Origin of the sequence: Mesorhizobium sp. M0296 (genome assembly GCF_040321675.1) — a bacterium.
Taxonomy (GTDB): Bacteria; Pseudomonadota; Alphaproteobacteria; order Rhizobiales; family Rhizobiaceae; genus Mesorhizobium.
Genome location: NZ_JAMYRZ010000050.1, coordinates 1 through 14,662, shown reverse-complemented (window position 1 = coordinate 14,662; position 14,662 = coordinate 1). Strand labels below are relative to the sequence as shown.

The following is a 14,662-nucleotide window of genomic DNA, read 5'->3' as shown; positions in this document are numbered from 1 at the left end:
CTGCGCTGATTTGCTCTTCTCTTGGTGGGAAGGCCGACAAGGCCGACACGGACAAGTACAGATGAAAGCCGAGCCGGAACGGGATCACGCCCGTTCCGCTCGCTTGATGGTGGCGACGGCACTCTGAAAAGACCCGGAGGCGGGATCTCACGCTGCCGCGCGCACCCATCGAGGCAGCAGGCTCTCGGGATTTGCGCATGCGCCGGGCGTGTAGTTTGCGCCGACAAACTCCAGCCGGGCGGCGAGCGTGCCGTCCCGCCAGGCCGCAAGCGTATCCATGCAGCCACCGATATGCTCGCCGCCGACAAAGACCTGCGGAATTGTAGGCGAACCGATCCGGGCCCTCAGGGCCTTGCGGATTTCCCCGTCCAGGCCGTTCTTCTGGAATTCCGGAGTATCGATTTCGATGGACCTGTAGGCGATTCCGGCACGGTCGAAGAGCTTTCTTACCGTCCAGCAGAATTCGCACCATGTCAGCGCGAACATGACCACCGGACGCTCCGGATCATGGATCGCCTTGTCGACCATCGCATGCGCCGACTGATCGATTTGGATTTCGTTTACGGGTGCCGATGAAAGGGCGAAGGACGGCGGCCGGTCGAAGCGGTAGCCGGGTGTGGAGCGAGAGATCGCCTCTTCGGCGGGCGACATGTCCTCGCTGATGTGATCGAACAGGATCGTGCTGAGATACCGCTCACCCGTATCAGGCAACATACAGAGCACGTTCCGGTCCGGGCCGACGCGTCGAGCAATTTCCAGTGCCCCGCTCAAAGTTGCTCCGCCGGAGATGCCCGCCAGTATTCCTTCTTCCGTCGCAAGCCGGCGCGCGGTTTCCAGAGCGCTGGCGCCTGAAACGGGTATGATCTCGTCCACAAGATCGTCAGCCATCGCCTTGCCGACGATCTGCGGAATGAAATCAGGGCTCCACCCCTGCATCGGGTGTGGCCGGAACCGAGTATGCGCCCGAGTCGGCAGCCCCTGTTCATCGAAAGTTTGAGGAATGCCACTCGACAGCAGCGCCGAATTGTCGGGCTCGCAGACTATGATCCGCGTTTCCGGCCGCTCGCGCTTGAGCACTCGCGCCACACCGGCAAGTGTTCCGCCGGTCCCGGTGCCGGTGACCCAGTAGTCGAGTGGACGGTCCTGGAATGCCGCGATGATTTCGAGCGCTGTCGTGCGGGCATGGACATCGGCGTTGACGGGCGTCTCGAATTGCCGGCAGAGGAACCAGCCGTGCGCTCCGGCCAGCTCGACCGCCTTGGCGAGCATGCCGCTGCCGCGCTCGACGGCAGGGGTCAACACGACCTTGGCACCGAAGAAACGTATCAGCTTGCGGCGTTCGAGGCTGGCGTTCTCCGGCATGACGATGACGAGAGGATAGCCTTTCCGCGCGCAAACCATGGCAAGTCCGATGCCCGTGTTGCCGCTCGTCGCCTCGATCACCGTCTGGCCAGGCCGAAGTGCACCGGAACTCTCCGCTTCTTCGATGATCGCGGCGGCAAGACGATCCTTGACCGAGCCGCCAGGATTGAACGCCTCGATCTTGGCATGGAGCGAAGCGGCACCATTGTTGATGCGGGAAAGGCGGACGACCGGCGTGTCGCCGATCGTGTCGAGAATGCTGTCGTAGATACTGCTCATCTCAGCTGTCCTTGCCTGGTGATGACGGTGCTCCGCCCTCTTCGATCTCTGAGGTTGGCAGGAAGGCCGTGGTTTGCAGCGTTCGAACCAACGTGGAATTAAGCGGAGTTTCGACGTTTGAATCAGCGGCTTATCGCAGGATCCGCAAGGCGGCCGCATGGGAACTGCGCTCTCGCGCCGGATGATGCCGCCAATACGCCCAGAACCACGAGATTGGCCGCGCCTGCGACAGATGCCACCAGGAAAGCGGGCCCATAGCTGCCGAAGCTGTCATAGACGAACCCGCCGAAATAGCCGGCCACGCCCATGCCCACCCAGGCGATCAGCATGACGATGCCGAGTGACTGACCAAAGCGTTCGGCTGGCGCAAACTGGTGCACGCAGAGGATCAGGCATGTCATGTTCCCGGCAAAGCCGACGCCGAAAACCGCCGACAGCACCAGCAGGCTCACTTGCTGGCCCAGCGCGGGAAAAATCGCAACGCATGCAGTCTGAATAAACGACGCCAGGGCGTAGGCAGAAAGGTTGCCTGCCCGGTCGGCGAGGAGCCCGAATGCGATCCGCCCGATGGCGCCGAACAGCATGGCGATCAACACGCTAAGCGATCCGACATCCGAAGACCCGCACACGGCCGTGACGAAACTCGTGAGGTGCATCAGCGGGACGCCCATGCAGGCGCAGCAAAGGAAGGCTGCGGCAGATAGCAGCGTCACCGGGGAAAGATGGCCACCTTGGAAGCCTGGCGTCGCTGAAAAACGCACCGGTGCGGCAAGGATCCGATCTACGGGCGGCGCCTGAACCGCCGGCATGAAGATCGCCAGCGCAGCCGTCGTCGCCACAGCTATGATCGCGTATGCGAGGCGCCAGCCGACACCGTCGATCAATGCATTTGCGGCGTAGGGCAGTATGCCCTGACCAAGGGCTCCGCCTGCTGTGACGATCCCTATCGCCAGGCCGCGCCGGCGGTCGAACCAGAGTCCGGTTACGCCAAGTACCGGCGCGTACAGACAGGCAAAACCTAGCCCGCCCAAAGCGAAGTTGGCCGCATAGATCTGCCAGAGCGAAGTGGCGAAGGAAAGCGGGGCGAGCGCGATCACCATGCCGGCCGAGCCGATGAATAGCAGTGTTCTGATATTCAAACGGTCCGCAAGCCGGCCCCAGAACAGCCCGCCCAGGGCCATGCCGACGCTCGATAGCGTGTAGGCAAGGCTTATATCGGCTCGCGACCAGCCAAACTCCGCCTCAAGCGGTCTGATGAAGACGGATGTGAGCGCCAGGCTGCCAAATCCGAAAGCCATGGCGGTCGTGGCGCCGGCCGCAGCCAACAGGCCGCGTAGCCGTCTTGCGCTGTCGGGAACCTCCCTGCCTCCAGTTGGTAATGATTGACGATTCGACATGTTCCTGCCCTCGAACGACCTCTTCGAGGCTGTCATCGGCCAGCGGTATGGAAGCAGGCGTGTGCGTCAGCGTGGAAAGCTCCAACGCGGGCCGTGAAAACGGCGGTACTAGATCGGAAGCTGCAGCAGCTCGGAAATCACCAGACCGGCTGCGCCAACGAGGGCGGCCCGGTCGCCTGCATCGCCGGCAATGAATTCGATGGCGCCGCCCGGTCGTGTCGGAACCATGCTGCGCACATGCTCCGCGATTGCGCCCAGCAGGCGATCGCCGCCCAGCACGACATCGCCATGCATGATGAAAATGTTGGGCGCCACCGTCTGCTGCAGATTGGCGATGCCTACGGCGACGTTGCGGGCATAGCGGTCGAGCAGCTCAGCCGCTCCCGGCAGCCGCCGCGCCGCCATGTCGACGAGGCGGGCCGAGTCGATCAGGTCTGGCTCGGGCAGAGCCGCGCGGGCGGCCTCGCGCCGGAGCCAGCTCAAGGTGGCAATGGTGTCCCAGCAGCCGCGCCTGCCACAGCGGCAGGGCTCGCCGTCGAGCTGCACGAAAGTGTGTCCGAGTTCGCCGCCTGCGCCTGCCGTGCCACGATAGAGGTGCCCGTCGAAATAGAGTGCGCCGCCCAGCACCTCGCCCGTGTAGACGACCGCGAATTGCCTGACGCCGCGCCCGGCGCCGAACCAGCGGTCGCCGACCAGCAAGGCGCGCGGATGATGGTCGAGTTTGACCGGCAGGCCGAAGCGTCGCCCGAGATCGTCGGCGAGCGGGTAGCGGTCGAGCGCCGGCGCGAGATTGACAGCGACGATCGACCCGCGATCGGTGTCAACCATGCCGCCGACGCCAACACCGATCCCGAGAGGCATGCGCCGCGCCCTGGAGAGAGTGTCGCCGACGCATTCGGCGATCGCCTCGATGATTGGCCGGACCGGCCCCCTGCCGTCCGGCAGGGCCATCTTGCGTTCCGATTCGATCTTGCCGTCGAGCGTCGCCACGCATGCATGCACGGCATCCGGCATCAGCAGCACACCGCAGATCGGACGGGCATTGGGCGAGAACCACAGCGGCCGGGCCGGCTTGCCGCCGCCCGGACTGGGAGGAACCGGGTCGCTCTCGACCAGCACCTGATCGTCGATCAGCGGCTGCACGATTCCGGAAATGGTGGTGCGGTTGACCCCGGCCAGGCGGGCTAGTTCAGCCCTGCTCGTCGGCCCAAGATCGAACAGGGCCTGCAGCACACGGCCGCGATTGGTCGAGCCGACCATCGAGGAGGACAGCAGCGCCTTGCGCCGGCGCGAAACCCGCTCCGCGCCGGACGCATCGCCGGGCGGCGTGAACAAAGCGCTGCGTCCGCCATTCGGGCGCCCATCGTCGGTATCGTCCATCGTCGGATTTTTCATACGGGGCATCCTGCCAGCTCTTCTAACCCAGGACCTTACCGGTTTCGAGCCCTTTGTGCGAGCAGGGAACAAACTCGTGCATTGCCAGGAAGGCAAGGACTTGCGCGAGTGCGGGGAAAAGCTGCCCCTTGATTCTGCTGCCAAAACCCCTTGGGCGCCCGCACCTCACCGCATCCCTTTTCCGGTCGTTGCGCTGTCCAATCATCCGTTTGCTAGGAGATCTGCGCTCCCAATTTCGTGGCCGCCGAATGGGAATTCACAGAATGCGACAGAGTTCTGAAAGACATTTCGTGTCTCTGGGGTTGTTCAAGCCCAAGGAGACCCCATGGCTTTCGAGTTGCAGACAGCGCCCCCTATCCGTGCGGCGCAGTACATTCGTATGTCCACTGAACATCAACGCTATTCGCTGGAGAACCAGGCGATGGCCATTACAGAGTACGCGGAGCGGCGCGGATACACTATCGTCCAAACCTACGAAGATGCTGGGAAAAGCGGCCTGAGCATAAGAGGTCGCGACGGACTGAAGCAGTTACTGGCCGATGTCATGACTGGCCAAAAGACTTTCTCGGCAATCCTCGTTCTTGACGTCAGCCGCTGGGGCCGCTTTCCGGATACGGATCAGTCCGCTCATTACGAGTTTCTCTGTCGTGACGCAGGCGTCGCGGTGGAATATTGCGGCGAACAATTCGAGAACGACGGCAGCATGGTCTCTGCAATCCTCAAGAATATGAAACGGGTGATGGCAAGCGAGTACAGCCGCGAGCTATCCGCAAAGGTCTCCAGAGCGCACCTGCAGCAGGCTCGTCTCGGATTCAGCCAGGGCGGACCTGTGCCCTACGGCGTCAGGCGACTGTTGCTGGATAAAGCTGGGGAGCCCCGTTACCTTCTCGGCCCTGGAGAACAGAAAGGGCTCGCTGGCGACCGCGTTCTCCTTGTGCCCGGCCCGCCAAACGAAATCGAGCTTGTTAGGCGCATCTTCAACATGTTTGTTGCTGAAGGGCAGAGCATGGCCGGCATATCGGTTCGTCTGAACAAGGAAGGAGTGCCCTCCACATACGGCGATGTGTGGACGACCGGGCGCGTCGCATCCCTCCTCAAAAGCGAGTTGATGATAGGCTACTATGTCTACAACCGAACGTCGCACAGTATGAGTAGCCAATCCAAGCCAAACACTCCCGATAAATGGGTCCGAATCCGGGTCATGGAGCCGATTGTAACGGTTCAAATATTCGAGAGGGCGCAACTCGCAAGGGGAAAGCGCGGGTACACCTATACAAAGCTCGAAATGCTCAAAAACCTGAAGCGGCTATTGAAAGAGAAGAAACGACTCAGCCTCACCGTGATCAATGCTTGTCCGTATACTGCGTCGGGACAGTGCTATGTCCGGCTTTTCGGCAGCTTGAAGGCGGTCTATGCGGCGGTCGGCTACGTACCGGATCGGCGGGGAGCTCTGCGAAAGTACTCGGACGAAGAGCTTCTAGACGGATTTCGGCGGCTGCGCGCCGCTCACGGGCACCTCACATTGTCGCTGATTAATGCGGACTCCGATCTGCCCATATCTCGTGTGTTCAAAAAGCGGTTTGGCTCGATGGCCGCGGCCTATACGCTGGCTGGCTTTCCAGGACTGGAGTCGGAGCTAAAGCTGAGCGCGGTAGCGCGTATACGGCCCAGCGGCCCGGAAAGGCTGCGACGCGACGTCTCAAATGCTCAGGGCGAAAAAGGCGCATGATACGAACAGACCGAAGCTGCGGCTCTTCAATGAGGAGCCCCGACTCTGTTCCTCACGCAGCCGTCCCGCCGCTCCCACCTGATCTCGACTAGGGCGGCGGAACGGACGGTGCCAGCTCCTGCCCTACAGGCCCGCACCTCTCCCATGCGCTCTGAACGGATCAAACCGAAGCGCCATAACATCTGAACATAGACGGATTGGGGAGATCCCAGGGAGCGGTATGCTGAGATCGTGGCGGGGTCGAGCGGGCCATAGCTGGGAACCTTACCTGGATTGCGATATTTGCCTGCTCCTAGCGTCGAAGAGCCGTCCGGTTCACCAAATGCCAGGAAGATGGTGAAGCGTTCCTGCGCGGTCGTCTGCCCTGTGGAGAGGCCTTGCATGGAGAACCCGAGAATCAATGCAAGGTGCGCCGCACACCTGATGGCGCATTGCGATATGTCTGCGAGAGCCAGGCGCGGCCGCGAGACAACATGGCGACCGCGTTGACGCTCGCCTTCTTGCGGAGCGTGGCGGCAGATTTCGCCTGAGGCGTCAATACCGATTTCTGAGGATAGAAATCTCAGGGCGGATAGGCAAGCTGGCGGTGAGGAGTTGCCTGCCATGAGCACACTGACCTACCGACTTGCGGGGGACCACAGCGGAAACTGGATGGTTGTCTTTGAACCAGACGAATTGCATCTTTATATTGAATGTGTGGCACCGGGGACGAGCACCGACGCGACCAACTGGATCAGCGTTGATGATTTTTTCGCACGGCGGCCGACCGGCTCTGCTCACACCCAAGCGATCGAACGCCTGGTCGAATTGCTGCGCCGCGCGCTCGACGGGGATTAGCTTCACTTCGCAATAATGCATTCCGCAACGTTGCCAGAACTCGATATTTTTTTCGGGAAAAACAGTAGGCGGAACTGCAATGTTTTTCGATGAAGGCGCCGAAATTCAAGACGGATCAGCGCAGCGGGATCGCCTTAAATTAAAACGCGGACTGCTCTATTCTGAATGCGGTCGAATTCTTATTGGGCCACGTAAGCTGCAAGGATTCTTGATTACTCTTTGACAGAACCGCACTCCCCGTGTAGGTGTCCGTGGTCCTCGGACAACGGACAGCGGATCGGAATCAAATGAAAAGCCAGGACATCGTCGTCCTGCTCAAGCTCATCAGCCTTCAGGAGCAGGAGAAAGAAAAAGGTGTCGAAACTCTGCGCTCAGAAGCGCAGGGCCAGGATCCATACTCGGTCCGCAATCTGGAGTCTTCTCTTGGCATAAGCAAGACGGAGGTCAATGCATCCATCAATCGAAGTCTTGCCTCCGGTATCGCGGCCAGGGATAGAGATACGGGCAGAGCGAAGCCGAGCCGCAGGAACCTGCAGAATTTCATCGTGCACGGGTTGAAGTTCGTTTTTCCAGCGAAGCCCGGAGCAATGCAGCGCGGAATCCCGACCGCTTTTGCGGCGCCCATCCTAAAGAACGTGCTAATAAGCGCTGGCAGCTACATCTATGTGTGGCCCTATGCCAGCGGCCGCGACATGGGACAATCGGTGACGCCGATGTTTAAAAGCGTTCCTGAAGCCGTTCAAAGGGATGATCGGCTGTACGAGTATCTTGCCCTTGCGGACGCAATAAGACTCGGAAACCAGCGCGAGGCTGGCCTCGCGGCGGAGCGTCTTGCGGAAAGGCTCGCGCAGAAATGACCAGCATCCAAGGCCAGCTACTAGCAATGCTAAGGGCTGTCGCGGAAGCTCTAGGCGATGACCTGCGCAAGCGTCTTGTATTCGTCGGCGGATGTACGACCGCCCTTTTCATCACCGATGCCATCACGCTCGAGGATGTCAGGGCGACTGACGACGTCGACCTAATTGTCGATCTGGCCGGCTTTTCGGAATGGGCGCAGCTCCTGGAACGGCTTCGAGAGCGGGGTTTCTCGGAGTCACCCAACGACAGTGTCATTTGCCGAATGCATCTTGGCCGGCTCAAAGTCGACTTCATGCCGGACGATCCCAAAATCCTCGGATTCAGCAATCGTTGGTATGAAGCGGGTATTGAGACGGCGGTCGATTGTCCGTTGGACGATAAGCTCATCATCCGTCGCCTGACACCGGCACTCTTCGTCGCGACGAAGCTGGAGGCATACCTTGGCAGAGGTGGAAAGGATCTGCTTTCTAGCCGGGATGCCGAGGACATACTCTTGATCGTCGACGGTCGAGAAGAGTTGGTTGCTGAGCTGGGAGGCGCGGAAGACGAGGTCCGTACCTATGTCGGCGACCAGATCAAAGACATGCTTGCAGCCCCAGATTTCGACGACTTTCTGGAAGGCAATATCAGAGGGCCGCAAGGCCGGGTCGAGATTGTGCGCCAGCGATTCATCGCGATAACCGAATATGCCAGCGGTGGCTGACCTGGTCTTCGAAGTCGACTGGACACCAAGCAAGACACAAGAACTCCGGACAACCGCGACCATGGTCGTGTCGGTACACGCGCTGGCTCCGCCCTATGATTCGTACTGGCAGCGATTCTGGTGCCTCGAGCCAGCTGCTCGTAGCGGCCTTAAAGCGCCGGCTGATGCGCTGCTTCGGGGCCGTTGACTAAGGACGAAAACGGTCCTGATGCGCAGCTTGAGGTTTGCGGCCTGTGGGCTGCGGATGTGAACGCGTTGCCCGACGCCGTGGCGGCCCTCGCCGATCCGGTCGCGGTGTCCTTCTGACGGCCCGGCGTTTACATTCACTCAGTTTGCAACTGGGCTTCGCACTTCTGCCCGGGAGCAGGACCGGTGGCGTGGTATGTTGAGCGATGAGGAGGACGACACCGAACTGCCGTGGCACCGGCGTGTCGGTGCTTTCGCCGGAAGGCGCGGCGAACTCGACGACGCCGCTGCTGCCATGCTGACGCAGGTGCTCCAAGTCCAGTGCGCCACGGTGTTGAGAGCGAGCTTTGCCGCTATGGACCGGGGAGCGTTCTCCGCATGAACTCGAGGCTGTCTCGTTCCGGAAAGTATGCTTCCAGATGTTGATCGGGCTTAACCTCGGCCTTGAGGAGGGCTTCACCCACTCCGTCAACGGTCTCCCCTCACGGTCTTCATTGTAGTCGGCTATTCCGATATCGGCCTCGCCCCCAAGCCGGTCCGCTCCTCGAGCTGAAAGAGTCAGTCTGGCGTTGAGCAGCTTACCCTAACCGACAACGAACCCAACCGGCCACGTGCCATCGGATCCGGTGCCCTGCCCTGCCCTGCCCTGCCCTGCCCGCCGGCACTTGCATCCCGCCTCTGAGTGTGCCCGATTTACTGCGGTAAAATATGATCCTTATGACAGAGAAAACATGCCGTTAGCTTGGATAGCAAGACAGTACCGCGATCAAAAAACTGAGCAGCTGCCTTCGTGATGGCAAGAGCAGCTGGCAGCAAGAAAAGCCGGTCAGTGACGTTAACCTTTTGTTAACCCAAAACTTCTTGCCGGAGCCGGCCGAATCGGAGCTTAATGGCGCTTGTTGAGTGAATTGCTCACAAAAAGCGCCAATTCAGGTTTCGATAGAAATGAACATCTCCATGCGGCTGCCACGCTTCGAGTTCGATGACAAGATCCTCGAGCAAGGCGCAGAGATATCGCGGCGGCTTAACCAGCTCCGCATGGAGAAGTTTCCGCCAAATGCAACAAAGACACTTCGCCCTTTTTCGCTGGCGGAAGTGGCCCACTACCTCGGGGTCTCGCAGAACAATCTCAAGCGCCTCCATCTGGAGGGCAAGGGCCCCCTGCCCGAGCAAATACCTTCCGGACGCCGTTCCTATACCGCCGAACAGATGCTTGAACTGCGCCATTTTCTGGATCGGCATGGCAGGACCGAGGTAAAAAAATACGTCCCGCACCGCAAGCCTGGAGACAAGCTCCAGGTGGTTGCTGTCGTCAATTTCAAGGGCGGCAGCGGCAAGACAACAACGGCTGCCCACCTCGCCCAGCACCTTGCGCTGACCGGGCACCGCGTGCTTGCCATCGATCTCGACCCGCAGGCGTCACTTTCGGCCCTGCATGGCTTCCAGCCGGAACTCGATCGCAATCTCTCTTTGTATGAGGCGATCCGGTACGACGACGAGCGCAAGCCGATATCCGACGTGATCGTGCCTACCAATTTTCCGGGCCTGGATATCATCCCGGCCAACCTCGAGCTGCAGGAATATGAGTACGACACGCCGCTTGCCATGCAGGACAAATCGTCCAGCGTTGGCCGCCAGTTCTTCACCAGGATTGCAAAGGCCTTGTCCGAGGTCGACGAGCGCTATGATGTCGTCGTGGTCGATTGCCCGCCGCAACTTGGCTATCTCACCTTGACCGCCATGTCGGCGGCGACGTCGGTTCTCATCACCGTCCACCCCCAGATGCTCGACCTGATGTCGATGAGCCAGTTCCTGCTGATGCTCGGCGGCATATTGAAGACCATCAAGGCCGCCGGTGCTGCGATCGAGCTGGATTGGTTCCGCTATCTGATCACGCGCTACGAACCCACCGACATTCCCCAGGCACAGATGGTCGGCTTCATGCAATCGATGCTTGCCGGCCAGATCCTTGAGAATCCCATGCTCAAGTCGACGGCAATCTCGGATGCAGGACTGACGAAACAGACGCTCTACGAGGTGGAAAAGTCGTCTTTTACGCGTTCGACCTACGAACGGGCACTCGAATCGCTGGACGCGGTGAATTCCGAGATTGTCGCGCTCATCCATCGCGCATGGGGGCGGTCATGACGGCGCATTTTACGGCAGTAAAAAATGGGGATTTTGCTCGTGAAATCAGCCGACTAGCTGCGAATCGGAGTGATTGAATGGCGCGCAAGGATGTATTCGGCAGCGTGATGGGCCCCGCGACGTCAGTCGCCGACAGCGGGGATGTCTCGGGCTATGCGGTTCGCGGGGCATCCCGGTCGATCATGCAGTCATTCGAGGAGCTCTCTAAGAGTTCGGTCGTCGATCTCGATCCGGCCTTGGTCGACACCTCATTCGTCTCGGACCGCATGGACGATGACGATGAAGCATTTCATGAGCTGCTGGCGGCGATTCGCGAGCGAGGGCAGGATTCTCCGATTCTGGTCAGGCCCCACCCGGATAGTTCCGGCCGGTTTCAGACCGTGTTCGGCCACAGGCGCGTCAAGGTCGCACGCCAGCTGGGCAGGCCCGTTCGTGCAGTCGTCAAGAAGATCGGCGATGAGGACCATGTCATCGCGCAGGGCCAGGAGAATGCTGCCAGGGCCAACCTGTCCTTCATCGAAAGGACGCTTTTTGCCGATCGCATTCTCAAGCGGGGCCATTCGCCGGACACCGTGAAGTCGGCCCTTGCGCTCGATGATACGACCTTCTCGAAAATGCGCTCCGTGACCAACAATATTCCCGAGCAGGTCATTGTGGCCGTCGGCTCCGCCAAGAGCATAGGCCGGGACCGCTGGTGGCAGCTTGCCAAGCTCATGGAGCATCCCGGGACCGCCGAGCGGGCGGCAGAGTACGTGACAAGTGCCGATTTCGCCGAACCGGGCAGTGACGCTCGTTTTGCTCGTCTGTTCGACTTTTTGAATGCGCCGGTGAAGCAGCCGCGAGCCGCATCGAAGCCTCAGGAAAAGGCCTGGGTGCCCCAGGACAAGTCGGTCCGAGCCAAGATCACCGACACGGGAAAGGTGTTTACGCTTTCCTTGAAGTCAAAGGATGCATCGCCCTTCGGCGCATTCATCGCCGAGAAGCTCGACGAGCTTTTCGAGGCTTTCAGGGCATCGGAAACGGCAAAGAAAACAGGAGACTGAAACCGCAAAAGAAAAAGGCCCCCGAACGTCACCGTCGCGGAAGCCCTTCTCAGGTCTGTAGCAAGCTGAGAATCGCATTTCCCCGAATCACTGTCAAGAGTCGTTGGCGTCGTTTCGACGAGCAGTTTTCTTTTGTCTGATTGAAAGGCGAGGGAAATGGAGAGTGGTTATGCGACGACGCCCTTTGGGCGGCGGCCGATGACGCTTGCCTTGGTGCAAGCGAACACGGCATCACGAAAGATTCCTGAAGGGGCCGCCGTCGAGAAATGGCAGGTGTATCGCTGGCTGTGCGAGGGCAAGACGATCGTAGGCGTGGGAGATCGCGCCCTGGCCGTCCTCAGCGGACTGCTGTCGTTCTATCCGGACGATCAGATCAGCGAAGAGAACGGGCTGATGGTCTATCCTTCGAACGCGCAGCTGTCACTGCGGGCGCACGGCATGGCCGATTCCACGCTGCGCAGGAACCTGGCCGAACTGGTCAATAGCGGACTGATCATCCGCCGAGACAGTCCAAACGGCAAACGGTTCGCTCGCAAGGCAAAGGGCGGCGCAGTCGAGGAGGCGTTCGGGTTCTCGCTGGCGCCACTGCTTGCACGCGCCGCGGAGTTTCAGCAGGCTGCCGAGCAGGTCCGCGCCGACAGCCGGGCGCTCAAATTGACGCGGGAGCGGATCACCCTCCACCGGCGCGACATTCACAAGCTGGTCGAAGCAGCGATCGACGAGGGCGCTCCTGGCGACTGGGGAACCATTTGGAGGCGGTTCAGAGCAATCGTGGATGCTATTCCTCGGCGGGCAGGGCTGTCGGAGCTGGAAGCGATTGTTGCGGAGCTCTCCTTGCTGCACGACGAAGTGGATATGATGCTGGAAAGCTTCATGAATTCCACGAATCCTAGCGGCAATGAGTCCCAAAACGAGCGGCAGCAATCTGATTCAAACACAGACTCCACTTTTGTATTTGAACCAGCTTTAGAACAAAGCAGGGCGACGGTCGAACCAAGAACGGCCTACGCCGAGAAGCCGAAAGGCTTCCCGATAGGACTTGTGCTGAAGGCCTGCCCCGAACTTGCCGACTATGCCGCCCACGGAATCGCAAGCTGGCGCGATTTGATGATTACCGCCGCCCAGGTGCGCGGCTACCTTGGCGTGTCGCCCTCGGCGTATGAGGAGGCTTGCCATGTGATGGGCCAGGAGGTCGCCGCGATCGTGATTGCCTGTATCCTGCAAAGGGCGCAGCATATCAACTCGGCCGGGGGCTATCTACGCGTGCTGACCGAAAAGGCGAGGGCAGGACAGTTCTCGGTCGGACCGATGCTGATGGCAGCACTCAAGGCCAATGGCACGACGGCAAGAATGACCGGCTAAGGGCTGAAAATTCTTGTGCGTAATGCTGCCGTTGCTGGTGGTCCGCGCGCGGTCGATGAGGCGGATGGCAAGCGGGTCGTATGAAATCAGAAGCACGCCATGCGCCTGCGGGCTTGAACCAGTGGAAAAGCGCCCTTTGCACAGTGAAGGCGGCTGCTAATATGACAAGGAACTCGATGGGGCAGGCCCTCAAGAAATCCGGGCAGAATGAACCCCTGGTTTTGTCCTATATGGACCGGGCCGGGAAAATTGCTGTTGGCCAGGTGGCCGACAGCTTTGGAATGTCCAAGGGTCAGTTGGCTCAGACGGTCGGGCTTGCCCGTGAAACCCTCTATCGGCTGGAGCGCAGCCGCACGGCCAAGACGCAGGGCCGTCTGCGCGAGATGCTCGAGATCATCAGTCGCGTGACGGAATGGGCCGGAGGCAAGGAACAGGCCATGGCCTGGTACCGAGCCCAGCCGCTGCCGGCATTCGGTGGACGCACCGCCGAAGCCCTCGTGAAGGACGGCAAGGCAGCTGCTATTCGCGACTACCTCGATCACATGGCCCTGGTTGGCTTTGCTTGAGGTTTGTCGGAACCTGCTACAGGGCGCATGATCCACGTTTGGCATTCAAGCCGAGTTCCGGTGATGGAGCGGCGATCAGGGTGCTCGGTTCAATCCCAAAGGTGTGCCCGCGCTCTATCTGGCGCTGACCGTCATGACGGCAGTCAAGGAAGCCAACCAGGGCTTCGCGCATCGCATCGACCCCTGCGTGCTGTGCTCTTATGAGGTGGACTGCGAGGACATCACTGATCTGACGAGCGAGCAGGGCAGGGGAGAATCTTCTGTCACGCTTGCGGACATGGCCAGCGCCTGGGCCACGGCACTCAGTAACGGCGAGCGACCTGAATCCTGGTCCATCTATGACCGGCTGCGGCCTCAAGGCATCGCTGGAATTCTGGTGCCGAGTTTCGCTCCGGGCGCGGAGACGGAGGACCGCAATCTGGTGCTATGGGACTGGGGCCCGGATCTTCCGCACAAGGTGAACGTGTTCGATCCGAGCGGTCGGCTGCCGAAAGACCAGCTGTCCTGGCGATGAAACAGGCCGGATGGGCAGGGGCGGTCCCGAACGACAGAAGTGACCAATTCATTTAGCGAAAATGCCTGGTCAGGGTGCAAGTCCTGCGCGGATCCCGAGAGGCAAGAACGGCAGGGGAAGGGGGCTTTGCCTCCTTAGAGGCCGGACGCCTTGGTCAGGTTGATGCGGAAGCGATCTCTGCGGCGCTGATAGCGGCGGGTCATCTCCGCGGAGGCATGGCCGAGCTGTTTTTGCACATAGCGTTCGTCGACCTCGGCCGACGAGGCGAGGCCGGCGCGCAGTG

General features: G+C 60.5%; 12 protein-coding genes and 2 pseudogenes. 10 read left to right on the top strand and 4 right to left on the bottom strand.

All coding sequences use genetic code 11. The features are described from left to right. Positions 1–147: 147 nt before the first annotated feature. From cysK to NKI97_RS30970, 3 genes are all read right to left on the bottom strand, one after another. Positions 148–1,641 carry a cysteine synthase A gene (cysK, locus tag NKI97_RS30980; protein WP_352838142.1) on the bottom strand — a complete coding sequence of 498 codons (1,494 nt, stop codon included), beginning with the start codon at positions 1,639–1,641 and terminating at the stop codon, positions 148–150. Between the two features lie 122 nt (positions 1,642–1,763). Then, the gene (locus tag NKI97_RS30975; protein ID WP_352838140.1) at positions 1,764–2,939 is read right to left on the bottom strand and encodes an MFS transporter; all 1,176 of its coding nucleotides are present in this window, start codon (positions 2,937–2,939) and stop codon (positions 1,764–1,766) included. 207 nt (positions 2,940–3,146) lie between these two features. Further along, a complete protein-coding gene (locus NKI97_RS30970; protein ID WP_352838138.1) occupies positions 3,147–4,433 on the bottom strand; it encodes an ROK family protein in 1,287 nt (428 codons plus the stop codon). Positions 4,434–4,758: 325 nt separating this feature from the next. Here NKI97_RS30970 and NKI97_RS30965 point away from each other — a divergent pair, with 325 nt between their 5' ends. From NKI97_RS30965 to NKI97_RS30920, 10 genes and pseudogenes are all read left to right on the top strand, one after another. Beyond that, positions 4,759–6,162 carry a recombinase family protein gene (locus NKI97_RS30965; RefSeq protein ID WP_352838136.1) on the top strand — a complete coding sequence of 468 codons (1,404 nt, stop codon included), beginning with the start codon at positions 4,759–4,761 and terminating at the stop codon, positions 6,160–6,162. Positions 6,163–6,765: 603 nt separating this feature from the next. Then, positions 6,766–6,999, top strand: a complete 234-nt coding sequence (locus tag NKI97_RS30960; protein WP_352749897.1) for a hypothetical protein — start codon at positions 6,766–6,768, stop codon at positions 6,997–6,999. Positions 7,000–7,286: 287 nt separating this feature from the next. Beyond that, positions 7,287–7,856 (top strand): hypothetical protein, encoded by a 570-nt coding sequence (locus NKI97_RS30955; protein ID WP_352450313.1) that lies wholly within the window; start codon positions 7,287–7,289, stop codon positions 7,854–7,856. Then, a complete protein-coding gene (locus NKI97_RS30950) occupies positions 7,853–8,560 on the top strand; it encodes a hypothetical protein (RefSeq protein WP_352838134.1) in 708 nt (235 codons plus the stop codon). The genes NKI97_RS30955 and NKI97_RS30950 overlap by 4 nt, the downstream gene beginning before the upstream one ends. A gap of 382 nt (positions 8,561–8,942) precedes the next feature. Continuing rightward, positions 8,943–9,128: a hypothetical protein gene (locus NKI97_RS30945; protein ID WP_352838133.1), complete on the top strand. Its 186-nt coding sequence runs from the start codon at positions 8,943–8,945 to the stop codon at positions 9,126–9,128. A gap of 563 nt (positions 9,129–9,691) precedes the next feature. Beyond that, a complete protein-coding gene (gene repA, locus NKI97_RS30940; protein WP_352450316.1) occupies positions 9,692–10,894 on the top strand; it encodes a plasmid partitioning protein RepA in 1,203 nt (400 codons plus the stop codon). A 77-nt stretch (positions 10,895–10,971) separates the two neighbouring features. After that, positions 10,972–11,937: a plasmid partitioning protein RepB gene (repB, locus tag NKI97_RS30935; protein ID WP_352838131.1), complete on the top strand. Its 966-nt coding sequence runs from the start codon at positions 10,972–10,974 to the stop codon at positions 11,935–11,937. Between the two features lie 156 nt (positions 11,938–12,093). Beyond that, complete coding sequence (repC, locus tag NKI97_RS30930; protein WP_352748730.1) at positions 12,094–13,299, top strand: plasmid replication protein RepC; 1,206 nt, start codon at positions 12,094–12,096, stop codon at positions 13,297–13,299. A gap of 176 nt (positions 13,300–13,475) precedes the next feature. Further along, positions 13,476–13,865, top strand: a complete 390-nt coding sequence (locus NKI97_RS30925; protein ID WP_352748787.1) for an antitoxin Xre/MbcA/ParS toxin-binding domain-containing protein — start codon at positions 13,476–13,478, stop codon at positions 13,863–13,865. After that, positions 13,862–14,379: pseudogene (locus NKI97_RS30920) on the top strand (RES family NAD+ phosphorylase). Before NKI97_RS30925 ends, NKI97_RS30920 begins: the two are co-directional and overlap by 4 nt. Before the next feature lie 134 nt (positions 14,380–14,513). Here the strand turns inward: NKI97_RS30920 and NKI97_RS30915 are convergent. Then, a pseudogene (locus NKI97_RS30915) lies at positions 14,514–14,662 on the bottom strand (integrase); the annotation flags it as partial.